Source organism: Aeromonas sp. R7-2 (assembly GCF_040908105.1).
GTDB lineage: Bacteria > Pseudomonadota > Gammaproteobacteria > Enterobacterales > Aeromonadaceae > Aeromonas > Aeromonas caviae.
This window is the reverse complement of record NZ_JBFODC010000004.1, coordinates 1-14,340: the sequence shown is the minus strand read 5'-3', so window position 1 is coordinate 14,340 and position 14,340 is coordinate 1. Positions and strand designations below refer to the sequence as shown.

At 61.5% G+C, this 14,340-nt stretch carries 11 protein-coding genes and 1 pseudogene; 7 read left to right on the top strand and 5 right to left on the bottom strand.

Features of this window, described 5'->3' with window-relative positions:
• Positions 1-288: 288 nt before the first annotated feature.
• The 4 genes from hemG to pepQ are packed head-to-tail and all read right to left on the bottom strand — an operon-like array spanning position 289 to position 4,254.
• Positions 289-813: a menaquinone-dependent protoporphyrinogen IX dehydrogenase gene (gene hemG / locus AB5Y47_RS00805; RefSeq protein WP_029313439.1), complete on the bottom strand. Its 525-nt coding sequence runs from the start codon at positions 811-813 to the stop codon at positions 289-291.
• Between the two features lie 7 nt (positions 814-820).
• A complete protein-coding gene (locus AB5Y47_RS00800; RefSeq protein ID WP_048209300.1) occupies positions 821-2,278 on the bottom strand; it encodes a TrkH family potassium uptake protein in 1,458 nt (485 codons plus the stop codon).
• Between the two features lie 36 nt (positions 2,279-2,314).
• A complete protein-coding gene (locus tag AB5Y47_RS00795) occupies positions 2,315-2,932 on the bottom strand; it encodes a YigZ family protein (protein WP_368219610.1) in 618 nt (205 codons plus the stop codon).
• Positions 2,932-4,254: a Xaa-Pro dipeptidase gene (pepQ, locus tag AB5Y47_RS00790; protein ID WP_236275690.1), complete on the bottom strand. Its 1,323-nt coding sequence runs from the start codon at positions 4,252-4,254 to the stop codon at positions 2,932-2,934. The genes AB5Y47_RS00795 and pepQ overlap by 1 nt, the downstream gene beginning before the upstream one ends.
• A gap of 196 nt (positions 4,255-4,450) precedes the next feature.
• Between pepQ and AB5Y47_RS00785 the strand changes: the two genes are divergently transcribed.
• From AB5Y47_RS00785 to AB5Y47_RS00760, 6 genes are all read left to right on the top strand, one after another.
• Positions 4,451-6,388 (top strand): acetoacetate--CoA ligase, encoded by a 1,938-nt coding sequence (locus tag AB5Y47_RS00785; RefSeq protein ID WP_049636381.1) that lies wholly within the window; start codon positions 4,451-4,453, stop codon positions 6,386-6,388.
• Positions 6,389-6,591: 203 nt separating this feature from the next.
• Positions 6,592-8,739 carry a fatty acid oxidation complex subunit alpha FadB gene (gene fadB, locus AB5Y47_RS00780; RefSeq protein WP_368219609.1) on the top strand — a complete coding sequence of 716 codons (2,148 nt, stop codon included), beginning with the start codon at positions 6,592-6,594 and terminating at the stop codon, positions 8,737-8,739.
• Positions 8,740-9,924, top strand: a complete 1,185-nt coding sequence (fadA, locus tag AB5Y47_RS00775; RefSeq protein ID WP_368219607.1) for an acetyl-CoA C-acyltransferase FadA — start codon at positions 8,740-8,742, stop codon at positions 9,922-9,924.
• A gap of 347 nt (positions 9,925-10,271) precedes the next feature.
• Positions 10,272-10,994, top strand: a complete 723-nt coding sequence (locus AB5Y47_RS00770; protein WP_010672413.1) for a response regulator — start codon at positions 10,272-10,274, stop codon at positions 10,992-10,994.
• A 113-nt stretch (positions 10,995-11,107) separates the two neighbouring features.
• Positions 11,108-12,553, top strand: coding sequence for an ATP-binding protein (locus AB5Y47_RS00765; RefSeq protein ID WP_010672412.1), 1,446 nt, complete (start codon positions 11,108-11,110; stop codon positions 12,551-12,553).
• Between the two features lie 3 nt (positions 12,554-12,556).
• On the top strand, positions 12,557-13,813 hold the full coding sequence (locus tag AB5Y47_RS00760; RefSeq protein ID WP_279961888.1) for an ABC transporter substrate-binding protein: 1,257 nt from the start codon (positions 12,557-12,559) through the stop codon (positions 13,811-13,813).
• A 44-nt stretch (positions 13,814-13,857) separates the two neighbouring features.
• Here the strand turns inward: AB5Y47_RS00760 and AB5Y47_RS00755 are convergent, their stop codons facing one another.
• A complete protein-coding gene (locus AB5Y47_RS00755) occupies positions 13,858-14,049 on the bottom strand; it encodes a hypothetical protein (RefSeq protein WP_010672410.1) in 192 nt (63 codons plus the stop codon).
• Positions 14,050-14,220: 171 nt separating this feature from the next.
• Between AB5Y47_RS00755 and AB5Y47_RS00750 the strand changes: the two are divergent.
• Positions 14,221-14,316, top strand: a pseudogene (locus AB5Y47_RS00750) (sulfurtransferase TusA); the annotation flags it as partial.
• Between the last annotated feature and the right edge of the window lie 24 nt (positions 14,317-14,340).

Here is a 14,340-nt window from a genome sequence, read left to right as displayed (position 1 = left end):
AGAGCGTCACGCTTATCGCGTTGAGGAGGCGCATCTTACGCTCCTCACTTCGAAAGTCAAGCGGTTGTTTTCGCTTTTCTTTCGGCGCCCACTTCGCTAGGAAGCTGGCTCATCAGGTTGGCGTGGTCCGCCGTGCTGGTAGGGGCGCATTATAGGGAGCCGCGCCGGGATGACAAGGGCTATTTTGCGAAAAATAGTCCTTTTTACCGATTTGTGGCTCGAACGCCTACTTATCAAACAAAAAGCCCTGCTTACGCAGGGCTCTGGCCGCTCTGAATGACGTCACTGTTACTTTTTTGACCAAAATTCACGGGCAAAGCCGCGCACCTTGTCCCAGTCGGTGAATTCCAGATCCTTGCTGGTATCCGTGCTGCCCCCGGTGATCTTCATGATCAACTGGATGATGCGGGTCTGCCACCAGTTGTAACGGGAGTACTGCAATGCCCCGGCAAACACCCCCAGAGTTTTGGGCTTCCAGGGAGAGAGGCGCAGAAACTTCTTCATGTAGGCGTTGGTCTGCGGCGTCTGCTTCTCGGGCTTGCGTGCCGTCAGGTTCACGCAGAAGAACGCCGCATTGGCTACTTCCAACTGTTCATGATGTGCGTGTATGAAGCTAAGCAGGCTGGGGTGGAAGTTACCATAGCGAATGGAAGCGCCAATCAACACCTTGGCATACTTGCTGAGGTTGCACATGGGCAGGGTGTGCAGGTCGTGCATCACCACTTCGCATCCTGATATTTCCTCCAGCATGACATCCACGATTTTCCGTGTTTGCCCGTCCCGGGAAGAATAAAGCACCAAAATCTTGTCCATACCAACCTCAACTACGCCAGAATGCAGGAGTAAACAGTACCAGAAGTGTGAAGATTTCCAATCGACCAAACAACATGGCCACGATTAATATCCACTGTGCAGTGGCCGAGATATTGCCGAAGTTGGCCGACACCTCCCCCAGACCCGGCCCCACGTTGGTGAATGCCGCAGCCACGGCGGAGAAGGCCGTCACTTCGTTCAGCCCCGTCATCAGCAGCAACAACATGAAGATGAAGAACAGGATGATGTAGGTGGCAAAGTAGCCCCAGACCGCTTCCACGATCCGTTCCGGTACGGCACGCCGCCCCAGCTTCAAGGTGTAGATGGCCCGCGGATGCACCAGCCGTTTGAGTTCACGCATCCCCTGCAGGAACAGGATCATGAAGCGCATCACCTTGATGCCTCCCCCGGTACTGCCGGCACAACAGCCGATGAAGGCGGAGAACATCAACAGCATGGGCAGAAAGGAGGGCCACTCCGCATAGCTGGTCGTGCTGTAGCCGGTGGTCGTGCCCAGCGACACCGCCTGGAACAGGCCATGGTTGAGCGCCTCCTGCCAGGTGGCGTAATGACCGTGGAACAGCAGAGAGACGAAACAGATCAGCACCAGCACGCACTGGATGCTCAGAAACACTTTGAGCTCGGAGTCCCGCAGATAGCTGCTCACGCGCACCGGCTTATGGGCAAACACCATGAAGTGAAGCGCGAAGTTGACGCTCGCCAGCAACAGGAACACCACTGTGATCAGGTTGATGGCCGGGCTGTCGAAGAAACCGATGCTGGCGTCGTGGGTCGAGAACCCCCCAACCGACAAGGTGGAGAAGGAGTGGCAGATGGCATCGAACAACGTCATCCCCGCCATCCAGTACGCGAGAGCGCAGAGGGAGGTCAGCAACAGATAGATGAACCAGAGCGCCTTGGCCGTCTCGGCGATGCGCGGGGTCACCTTGTTGTCCTTGACGGGCCCCGGGATCTCGGCGCGATAGAGCTGCATGCCCCCGATGCCGAGCAACGGCAGCACGGCCACCGCCAGCACGATGATCCCCATGCCACCGAGCCATTGCAGCAGCTGGCGGTAGAAGAGAAACGCCTTGGGCAGATTGTCCAGCCCGGTCAGCACCGTTGCGCCCGTGGTAGTCAGGCCGGAAAACGACTCGAAAAATGCCTCCGAGACCGACATGTTCGGCACGTCGCTGATGATGAAGGGGACGGCACCCACGCTCCCCAGCACCACCCAGAACAGCACCACGATGAGGAAGCCTTCCTTGGACCTGAGTTCCTTTTTCTGATGGCGGTTGGGAAACCAGAGCAGGAGGCCGAGCAGGAGGGCTATGACGAAGGAGTTGACGAACTCGGTACCACCGCCATCACGATACCCAAAAGCGACCATCGCGGGCAGCAGCATGGTCGAGCTGAACAGGGCAACCAGCAGACCGACGATACGAATGATGCTCAGAATCTGCATTCCGGCTCCCTCTTCAGACTAAAAGAGCGATGGATTCTAGCCATCTAAGGGACGAAGGGATACCCGACCCTGGGTCCGGTCGGTCAATTCCTGTGCGATACGGGCCCAGAGCGCAGACTCCCACGCTACCTGAAGGGTGACGCTGGCACCATAATCGGCCACCAGCAACTGCCCTTGATGGACAGAGATGAGTGACTCCACGGCCCCCATGTCGGTGTAGTCACACTGGATCACGGAAGAGGTCAGCTGACGCTTGATACAGGTTTCAAGTTGCTTGAGTGCTGCCCCCACACCACCACCATAGGCCTTGACCAGGCCACCGGTCCCCAGCAGCACGCCACCGTAATATCGCACCACCACGGCGGCGACTTCGCCAAGGCCGGCCCCCATCAACTGGGCCAGCATGGGCTTGCCCGCCGTGCCCGAGGGTTCGCCATCATCACTGAAACCATAAACCTGGCTGTCTTGCGGGGCGCCGGCGACAAAAGCCCAGCAGTGATGCCGGGCTCCCTGGTGTTGCTGTTTGATCTCGTCTATCCAGGCCTTGGCGGCCTCGACGGTCGGAGTGTGGGCGACGTAGGTAATGAAGCGGCTCTTCTTGATCTCTTCGCTCACCTCCAGCGGGGCTGCAGGTATGGGGTAATCCGTCGCCATCAGAGCCCTGCTTGTCTGGTCAGGTTCTCCACCCCGTTGGCATGCAGCACCACGTTGTCCTCGATGCGAATGCCACCATAGGGACGCAGCGCCTCCACCTTGTTCCAGTTGATCCGCTTGCCCTGCTCACCCTGGCGCAGCGGCTCCAGCAGGCTGTCGATGAAGTAGAGACCCGGCTCTATGGTGAAGACCTGACCCACTTCCATCACCCGGGTGCAGCGCAGATAGGGGAACTGCTCGGGGGCCGCCAGGTGGGTGCCGCGCTCATCCTGCATGAAGCCGCCGGCATCGTGTACCTGCAGGCCGAGGAAGTGACCGAGACCGTGGGGGAAGAAGACATTGGTCACCCCGGTGTGGATCATCTCGTCCACCGACATGTCTACCAGTTCGGTGGCTTGCAGCAGGCGCGCCAGCCTGTGGTGCATCTGCAGGTGCAGCTCGCTGTAGCGGCGGCCCGGCTTGATCTCGTCGATGATCTCCTGTTGCTGTGCATCCAGCGCAGCAATCAGATCGGCGAACTCACCGCGGCGCCAGGCCCAGGTTCGGGTAATGTCGGAGGCATAACCGTGCACGTCCACACCGGCATCGATGAGGAAGGAGTAACGCTCCGCATCCGGCACCCGCTGGGTGGAGAGATGGGTGTAGTGCAGGATGGCCGCATTGCGGTTGATGGCAACAATGTTGCCGTAGGGCGCCTCATTGGCCCCCTGTCCGACCGCCTTCATGTAGGCCAGGTTGATCTCGAACTCGCTCGCCCCCGCCATGAAGGAGTCCTTGGCAGCGATGTGGCCGCGCACGCCGATGCGGTTGGCATCGCGAAGACATTCCAGCTCATAGGGCGTCTTGTAGGCACGGTGGTAGTGCAGGTAGTTGAGGACCGCCTCCGGATTGGGCTGGCCCAGTCCCAGCAGCTCGGCCACTTCCAGATGGCCGCCCAGATAGGCCCACTCCTGCTTGTTGGCCGGCAGATGATCGGCAACCTGCTCCGGGCGAGTCAGGAAGCGAATGTCGAAGAAATCGACCCAGAAGGCGTTGGGCAACTCCGCCACCTTGTGCCAGAAGTCCACCGGCCGGTAGAACAGCAGCACCGGCTTGTTCACCCCGTCCACCAGCAACCAGCAGTGAGGGTTGTCCAGCACCGGCAACCAGGCCTTGAACTGGGGATTCACCTTGAAGGGATAATCCTGGTCATCGAGGAAGATGCGATGAGTCTGGCCGGAGTGAATAGCGAGACCGCCAAGACCCTGTTGTTGCAGGATGTCGCGGGTACGCTGCTGAAGGGTGTCGAGATGCTGGGCAAAAAGTTGGCTGTAACTGCTCATGGCGTCCTGCTCCGGGCGAATGTGACTTCAGCATAACATCAAGCGAATCAAGGCTCGAGCCACCCGGCTTTCGCTTCGTGAGGTAACGCATAGGTTACAGGCTTTTTGTTATGAGGATAAAACAGACAATTAACAAACAAAGAACAATTCAATACACTGCCCACAGACAGTAGATATCAGCCGTCAGGAACGACTCATGCAAAACCTTTGTCTGTGGACACCGGATCAGGACAGGATGCAGCACTCCAACCTCCACCAGTTCATGGCCGAGGTCAATCACTTCCATGGTCTGCAACTGCGCAGCTATGCCGACCTGTATCAATGGTCGGTGGAGAAGACCACCCGCTTCTGGCCCCTGGTGTGGCAGCACTGCGGCGTCAAGGGCGAACTTGGCAACATTGTGGCGGAGAACCGCCAGGAGATGCAGCGCGCCCGCTGGTTCCCCGACAGCCAGCTCAACTTCGCCGAGAACCTGCTGCGCCGTCAGGATGAGAGCCCGGCCATTATCTCCCGCATCGAAGGGGCCCCAAGCCGGACCCTGAGCTGGCATCAGCTGGCAGATCAGGTCGCCCGCCTGGCCCAGTGGCTTCGCAGCCAGGGCATAGGCCGGGGTGATGTGGTCGCAGCCTACCTGCCCAATATCCCGGAAACCGTGGTGGCCATGCTGGCAACCACCAGCCTCGGCGCGATCTGGACCTCCACCAGCCCCGATTTTGGCGAGGCCAGCGTGGTGGAGCGCTTCGGCCAGACCCGTCCCAGGGTGCTGTTCGCGGTGGATGGCTACCGCTACGGCGGCAAGGCCATCGACATTCAGGACAAGGTGGCCAGCGTCGTCGGTCAGCTCGACAGCATAGAGCAGACGGTGCTGATCCCTCTGCTCGGCAACCCGCTGCAGCTTGGTCACGACTGGCAGCAACTGCTGGCAAGCCAGCATGATGCCCAGCTCGCCTTCGAGCCCATGGCCTTCAACGACCCGCTCTATATCCTCTACTCCTCCGGTACCACCGGCAAACCCAAGTGCATCGTGCACGGCATTGGCGGCACCCTGCTGCAACACCTGAAAGAGCACCAGTTGCACTGCGACATCAAGCCGGGGGAGCGCATCTTCTACTTCACCACCTGTGGCTGGATGATGTGGAACTGGCTGGTGAGCGCCCTCGCCTCCGGCGCCACTCTGGTGCTCTACGATGGTTCCCCCTTCTACCCGGATGGCAACGTGTTATGGGATCTCGCACGGGACGAAGAGGTCGCCCTGTTCGGCACCTCGGCCAAGTATCTCGATGCGCTGCACAAGCAGGGTTATGCCCCCATCAAGACCCACGACCTGCCTGCCTTGCGGCTGATCTGCAGCACCGGATCCGTGCTGTCGCCGGAGGGGTTTGACTACGTTTACCAGCAGATAAAGCAGGATGTGCAGCTCAGCTCCATCTCTGGCGGCACCGACATCTGCTCCTGCTTCGTCATCGGCAACCCCTTGAGCCCCGTCTATCGCGGCGAGAGCCAGGGGCGCGGCCTTGGTCTCGCGGTGCAGGTATTCAACGAGGCGGGCCAGCCGGTGCTGGGGGAAAAGGGCGAACTGGTCTGCACCAAGCCTTTCCCGGCCCAGCCCATCTACTTCTGGGGTGACGAGAACGGCGACAAATACCACGCCGCCTACTTCGAGCGGTTCGACAACATCTGGTGCCACGGGGACTGGATCGAGCTGACCCCGACCGGCGGCATTCTGTTCTACGGCCGCTCCGACGCGACCCTCAACCCGGGCGGCGTGCGCATCGGCACCAGCGAGATCTACCGCTATGTAGAGCAGCTGGACGAGGTGGAGGAGAGCATCGTCATCGGCCAGCAATGGAAACAGGACGAGCGAGTGGTGCTGTTCGTCAAGCTCAAGGCGGGCTGCAAGCTGGATGAGCCGCTACGCGAGCGGATCCGCCAGCAAATAAAGCAGCACTGCACCGCCCGTCATGTGCCTGCCCGCATCCTGCAGGTGGATGCCATCCCCCGCACCAAGTCCGGCAAGATAGTAGAGCTGGCGGTGCGGGAAGTGGTGCACAACCGCCCCGTCAACAATACCCACGCCCTCGCCGATCCCGAGGTCTTGAACCAGTATCGCAATCGGCCGGAACTGGCCAGTTGATACCACGCTCATCTCCATCGGAGGCGCCGCAAGGCGCCTCTTTTTGCCCGTTTTGTGATGAAGAGCTTTTACTCGACAACTGTTAAACAAATGTTTTAAATAGGTGTTGAAAATGTCTCCTTTTGGATCAATAGTGAGCCTCGCCCCCTGCTGGGGATAAAGGAGCACCATTCCCCACAGAGTGGGAACAAGGAGACACTCTCATGATCTACCAAGGCGAAACCCTGACGGTCAGCTACCTCGAAGACGGCATTGCCGAACTGAGGTTTGATGCCCCGGGTTCAGTCAACAAGCTGGATCGCGCTACCCTGCTCTCCCTGAGCGAAGCGATCGCCGCATTACAGCAACAAGCCGATTTGAAGGGTCTGATCCTCACCTCCGGCAAAGACGCTTTCATCGTCGGCGCCGACATCACCGAATTCCTGGAACTGTTCGATCTGCCGCAGGAAGATCTGCTCGGCTGGCTGAAGAAGGCCAACGACATCTTCAGCGCCATCGAAGATCTGCCCGTGCCCACCCTCTCCGCCATCAAGGGCCATGCTCTGGGCGGCGGCTGCGAGACCATCCTCTCCACTGACTTCCGTCTGGCCGACACCAGCGCCAAAATCGGCTTACCCGAGACCAAGCTCGGCATCATGCCGGGCTTTGGCGGCACTGTCCGTCTGCCGCGGGTGATCGGTGCCGACAACGCGCTGGAGTGGATCACCACCGGCAAGGATTACCGTGCCGATGACGCCCTCAAGGTGGGCGCCATCGACGCCGTGGTCGCCCCGGACGCGCTGCACAGCGCCGCCGTGCAGATGATCAAGGACGCGGTCAAGGGCAAGCTGGACTGGCAGGGCCGCCGTGCAGCCAAGAAAGCGCCGCTGCGCCTCTCCAAACTGGAAGCCATGATGAGCTTCACCACCGCCGCCGGCATGGTTGCCGCCGTGGCGGGCAAACACTATCCGGCCCCCATGGCCGCCGTGAAGACGGTGGAAGCCGCCGCCGGCATGGGCCGTGACGAAGCGCTGGCCGCCGAGGCCGCCACCTTCATCAAGCTGGCGAAAACCGACGTGGCCAAGGCGCTGGTCGGTATCTTCTTGAACGATCAACACATCAAGGCGCTGGCCAAGAAGGCCGCCAAGCAGGCAAACAAGGCCACCGGCCATGCCGCCGTGCTGGGTGCCGGCATCATGGGGGGCGGCATCGCCTACCAGTCTGCCAGCAAAGGCATCCCGGCGGTGATGAAGGACATCAACGAGAAGGCGCTGGCACTTGGCATGAATGAGGCCACCAAGCTGCTCAACGGCCAGCTCGAGCGCGGTCGCATCGACGGCATCAAGATGGGCCAGGTGCTCTCCGCCATCACGCCGACCCTCAGCTATGACAACGTCAAGCATGTGGACGTGGTGGTCGAAGCCGTGGTCGAGAACCCGAAAGTGAAGGCGGCCGTGCTGAGTGAAGTGGAAGGGATCATCGGCGAAGACGCCGTGCTCGCCAGCAACACCTCCACCATCCCCATCTCCCTGCTGGCCAAGGGACTGAAGCGCCCCGAGAATTTCTGCGGCATGCACTTCTTCAACCCGGTGCACCGCATGCCGCTGGTGGAGATCATCCGCGGCGAGCAAACTTCCGATGAAACCATCAACCGCGTGGTGGCCTACGCCGCCGCCATGGGCAAGTCCCCGGTCGTGGTCAACGACTGCCCCGGCTTCTTCGTGAACCGCGTGCTGTTCCCCTACTTCTTCGGCTTCAACAAGCTGGTCGCCGATGGCGCCGACTTCGCCGCCGTCGACAAGGTGATGGAGAAGGAGTTTGGCTGGCCCATGGGCCCCGCCTACCTGCTGGACGTGGTCGGCATCGACACCGGCCACCACGCCGGTGACGTGATGGCGCAGGGTTTCCCGGCACGCATGAGCAAGGAAGGCCGCACCGCCATCGACGTGATGTACGAAGTGAGCCGCTTCGGTCAGAAGAACGGCAAGGGCTTCTACGCCTACGAGCAGGACAAGAAGGGCAAGCCGAAGAAGGTGGCCGACGCAGCCAGCTACGAGCTGCTGGCCCCCATCGCCAAGCCGAAGCAGGACTTTGACAAGGACGCCATCATTGCTCGCATGATGATCCCGATGATCAACGAGGTGGTGCTCTGTCTGGAAGAGGGCATAGTCGCCACGCCAGCCGAAGCCGACATCGCGCTGGTCTACGGTCTGGGCTTCCCTCCCTTCCGCGGCGGCGTGTTCCGCTATCTGGACACTATCGGTCTGGATCGCTACGTGGCCATGGCCGACCAGTATGCCGACTTGGGCCCGCTCTACCGCGTCAGCGACCGCTTGCGTGAGATGGCCGCCCAGGGCAACACCTTCTACTGATTGCGGAAAGGAGATCCATTCATGAAAGACGTAGTCATTGTCGACTGTATCCGGACCCCCATGGGCCGGTCCAAGGGCGGCGCCTTCCGCAACGTGCGTGCAGAAGACTTGTCCGCGCACCTGATGAAATCCATCCTGCTGCGCAACCCCAACCTCGACCCGAACGAGATCGAGGATATCTACTGGGGCTGCGTGCAGCAGACCCTGGAGCAGGGCTTCAACATCGCCCGCAACGCCGCCCTGCTGGCCGGCATTCCCAAGCAGGTGGGGGCAGTCACCGTCAACCGCCTGTGCGGCTCCAGCATGCAGGCGCTGCATGATGCCTCCCGCGCCATTCAGGTAGGTGATGGGGATATCTTCATCATCGGCGGCGTCGAACACATGGGCCACGTGCCCATGAGCCACGGCGTCGACTTCCACCCCGGCATGGCCAAGTCGGTGGCGAAAGCCTCCGGCATGATGGGGCTGACCGCCGAGATGCTCGGCAAGCTGCACGGCATCAGCCGATCGCAGCAGGACGAGTTTGCCGCCCGCTCCCACCGCCGCGCTCACGCCGCCACCGTGGAAGGCCGTTTTGCCAAGGAGATCGTCGGGCTGGAAGGCCATGACGCCAGCGGCGCCCGCTTCTTCTACGACTATGACGAGGTGATCCGCCCGGAGACCACGGTAGAAACCCTGAGCCAGCTGCGCCCGGTGTTTGATCCGGTCAACGGCACCGTTACCGCCGGCAGCTCCTCGGCCCTGTCCGATGGCGCCGCCGCCATGCTGGTGATGAGCGCGGATCGCGCCAAGGCCCTCAGCCTCACGCCTCGCGCCAAGGTACGTGCCATGGCCATCGCCGGCTGCGACGCCGCCATCATGGGTTACGGCCCGGTGCCGGCCACCCAGAAGGCGCTCAAACGGGCCGGTCTGACCATCGGCGACATCGATCTGTTCGAGTTGAACGAGGCGTTTGCCGCCCAGTCCCTCCCCTGTGTGAAGGATCTGGGTCTGCAAGACCTGGTGGATGAGAAGGTGAACCTCAACGGTGGCGCCATCGCCCTGGGTCACCCGCTCGGCTGCTCCGGTGCCCGCATCTCCACCACCCTGATCAACCTGATGGAAGAGAAGGACGCCACCCTGGGAGTCGCCACCATGTGCATCGGCCTGGGTCAGGGCATCGCAACCGTGTTCGAACGGGTGTAAGTGAATCTCCCCTGACCGCTCGCCGATCAGGGACGCCGCCTCGGGGCGGCAACAACAGACAGAAGGCGGCCCTGCTTCCCGGCACAGCGGCCCCATCACGAATACCGGGTCGGCCTGCCGACCCTGCTGTCGAGTCTGTGGAACGCGCCACACGGGGTGCGCTCCTGCCGTCGGAATCTGCGTGTTGGCCGGCCCGTTTGGGTCGGCCTTTTTTATTCTTTTCCCGCGATCGGGGCCAATCCTGAGGCTATATTGCCCATAACTTCACATTAGAGGGGGGGCTTGCTTGCTTTTTGCTCCCCCGACAGGTTCAATCTGCACAAAAAAATGGGTGGATGCACATACATATGTCAACGAGCAAACAACTGCTTATCGTCGACGACGATCGGGAGATCCGCGAGCTGCTCAACGAGTACCTGACCCGGGCCGGTTTTGAGGTACTGACCGCGGCTGAAGGGAACGAGATGCGCCAACAACTGGCCCAGCACAGCCCGGACCTCATCATTCTGGACATCATGATGCCCGGCGACGACGGCTTTACCCTCTGCCAGCAGATCCGCCGCGACTCCCAGGTACCCATCATCATGCTCACCGCCGCCTCCGACGAGGCTGACCGGGTGATCGGTCTGGAACTTGGCGCCGACGACTACATCGCCAAGCCGTTCAGCCCGCGCGAACTGCAGGCCCGCATCAAGGCGCTGCTGCGCCGCGCCGAATTCCGCCAGCCGGAGAAAGAGAAGGAACCGAGCCGTCGGCTGCGCTTCGCCGAGTGGACCCTGGACACCCTGAGCCACCAGCTGACCCACGAAGATGGCAGCCTGCTGGATCTCTCCGGCAGTGATGCCCTGCTGCTCGGCATGTTCCTGCAGCAGCCCGGCGTGGTGCTGGACCGGGATACCATCTCGGACGCCACCCGCGGTCGCGAGAGCCTGCCCATGGAGCGCGGTATCGATGTGCAAATCAGCCGCCTGCGCCAGAAGCTGGGTGACAACGGCAAGAGCCCACGCATCATCAAGACCATTCGCGGCAGCGGCTACATGCTGATCGCCGAAGTCCACGAGATCCCGTAACAGACAGACGCTACGGCGAGACCTTGAACGGGCAGAAGAGAGACCCATCACGGGGCAACGGCAAGGCACAGAGGTAAGCACCCCATGCTGATCGACAAGAGACACACGCTGCCATGACGGGGCAGAAGTTCTGGCGGGCCCTGGTGCCCCGCTCCCTGCTGTCGCGGATGCTGCTGCTGTTGCTGCTCGCCATCCTGCTCTCCCAGACCATCCTCACCGGCATCTGGATGCAACAGATCCAGAAGCGGGAGCTGGAGGGCATGCTCAGCACCACCCGCAACCTGGCGCTGTCGGCGGCTTCCACCGTCAACTTCTTCAAGTCCCTGCCCCTGCAATACCGCCACATCGCGCTGGACCAGCTGCGCAACATGGGGGGCAGCCGCTTCTTCGTCTCCTTGAACGAGGAAGAGATCCACATCAGCGCCATCCCCGACAGCGAGCGCAAGACGCTGGTGCTCAAAGAGGTGCAGGAGGTGCTCAGCCGCAAACTCTCCGACGCCATGGCGATCAAGGTGGACTTCTCCCGCCCCGAGGAGCTGCACGTCTTCAACAACGACACCCTACTGGCGGATCTCCCCTCCTCCTGGGCCCGCTACACCCTGTCGCTGGAGCCCATCAATCCGCCGGTGCTGGTGACCCAGATCGAGATAGAACCGGGGGAGTGGCTCTATCTGGCGGCCCTGCTGCCCGCCCCCTACATGACGCTGGATGACACCGTGATGCCGAGCAACCAGGTGCGTTTCATCGCCCTGATGACGGTCTTCCTCTGCTTCTTCACCTTCATGCTGGTGCGCTGGCAGACCCGCCCCCTGCGTCGCCTCGCCAAGGCGGCGGTCAACCTCGGCAAGGACATCGACCAGCCGTCCCTCAAGGAGGAGGGTGCCTCCGAAATCGTAGCGGCGACCCGCGCCTTCAACATCATGCAGCAGCGCATTCGCCGCTTCATCGACGATCGGGAGCGCCTCTTCAGCTCCATCTCCCACGACCTCAAGACCCCCATCACCCGGCTACGACTGCGGGTCGAACTGCTGGACGACGAGGTGCAGATCGCCAAGTTCAACAAGGACCTGGACGAGCTGGAGCTGATGGTCAAAGGGGCGCTGCAGACGGTCAAAGAGACGGACATTCACGAGAACCTTGAGCAGATCGACGTCAACGCCCTGCTGGAGCAGATGGCCGAGGCCATGAACCTGCACGAGGATCTGCTCACCATCGAGGGCCACTGCAAGTGGCCCTATCGCGGAAAGCTGCTGGCCCTCAAGCGCTGCATCGGCAACCTGGTGGACAACGGCATCAAGTACGGCCAGAAGGTGCGCATCATCATCATGGATGACGAGGAGATGCTGATCCTCTTCATCATGGACGAGGGGCCCGGTCTGCCGGACGATCAGTTCGAGCGCATCTTCGAGCCCTACTACCGCCTTAGCACCGATGCCGCCGGCACCGGGCTGGGCCTTGGCATCGCCCGCAACATAGCCCACGCCCACGGCGGCGACCTGGTGCTGGAAAATCGCCCCCAGGGCGGCCTGCAGGCCACCCTCTCCCTACCAAGGCAGTAATGTATGAAGTGGTTGTCTTTTTCTGTCATCGCCCTGCTCTCCCTGCCCGTTTGTGCCTCCCAGGTGGAGGTATTGCACTGGTGGACCTCCGGCGGCGAGGCCAGGGCCGTGGAAGTGCTCAAGTCCGAGTGGGCCGAACAGGGCAACCAGTGGAACGACTTCGCAGTACAGGGGGGGGGCGGCAAGAGCGCCATGACGGTGCTCAAGAGCCGGGCCCTGGCGGCCAACCCGCCGGAGGCGGCCCACCTCAAGGGGTTCGAGCTGCACGAGTGGGGCAGCCTGGGCTTTCTGCGCGATCTCACCCCCATGGCCGAGCACCTCGGCTGGTACCCTCAGCTGCCCCCCATGGTGCGCGATACCCTCAGCCAGAACGGCGCCCTGATGGCGGTCCCCACCGGCATCCACCGGGTCAACTGGCTGTGGCTCAACCGCAAGGTATTCGAGCGACAGGGGCTCAAGCCCCCCACCGACTGGGCTAAGTTCGTGGCGGTGGCGGACAAGCTCAAGGAGCAGGGCATCACTCCCCTCGCCATCGGCAATGAACCCTGGCAAATCGCGGTGCTGTTCGAAACGGTGGCCCTCGGCGAAGGGGGCAAGACCTTCTATCGCAAGGCCTTCCTCGAACAGGACAGCGCCACCCTGACCGGCCCCGACATGGTGCGGGTGCTGACCCGCTTCCAGCAGTTGCGCGCTTATGTACCCGAGAAATACGCCGGCCTGAAGTGGCACCAGGCCACCAACCTGCTGGAGAGCGGCGGTGCCGCCATGCAGGTGATGGGGGACTGGGTGAAGGGAGAGCTGAGTGCAGGCAACTACCGCCCCGGCGAGGATATCGAGTGCCTGCCAAGCCCGGGCAGCCAGGGGCTGTTCAGCTACAACCTCGACTCCATCGCCATGTTCAAGCAGCGGGATCCCGCCCAGTTGCAGGCCCAGGGCGAGCTGGCCAGGCTGTTGATGACACCGCGCTTCCAGGAAGCGTTCAACAGGGTGAAGGGCTCCATCCCGGCACTCATCAAGCCGGACATGAGCAAGTTCGATCGCTGCGCCATCCGCTCCTATCGGGACTTCCTCCACGCCGAGCAACAGGATAACCTGCTGCCCAGCATGGCGGAGGGGATGGCGGTGCCCACCAACATGCGCCAGGGGATCATGGATGTGCTGAGCAGCTTCTTCAACGACGCCAGGGCCAACCCCGAGCAGACGGCGCAGCAGCTGGAGCGCGCCATGCGCTCGACCCGTTCCGGCGCGGAGCAGAAATGACAAAGGCGGACATCGTCCGCCTTTGAGTGCCGAGAGCCAGGCTCTCAGGAGGGATCGTTCTCGTCCTCATCCTCGTCGTAGTAGTCGCTGAGCTCGATCCAGAGCCCCAGCCCTATCATCACCATGGAGCCGAACCAGGTACCGGTATTACCGATCGGGCTGCCCAGCACTATCATGGCGAACGACAAGAACCCCATGCCTGCGTAGGCTTGCAATCTGCCGTAGGAGACCTGCATATTCACACCTCCTTGTTGAATATGATTCAATTTTTATATTACTCATCGAGCGAAGCCTGGGTAGAGCTAGTTCACATTTTGGTAGCATATGCTGCATAACCGCCCCGTGGTTTGATTATTTTTTCGCCGTGAGTATCATTGCTGGCCGAATTGGTTGAAGGTTGATTATTGATGAGTGCTTTATTCTGCGGCGCAACGCACGAGTTGGACGCAATCGGACCTCGTTGCCCCGAACCCGTGACGATGGCGCGCAAGAAGGTGCGGCTGAAGGTTGATTATTCATGAGTACTG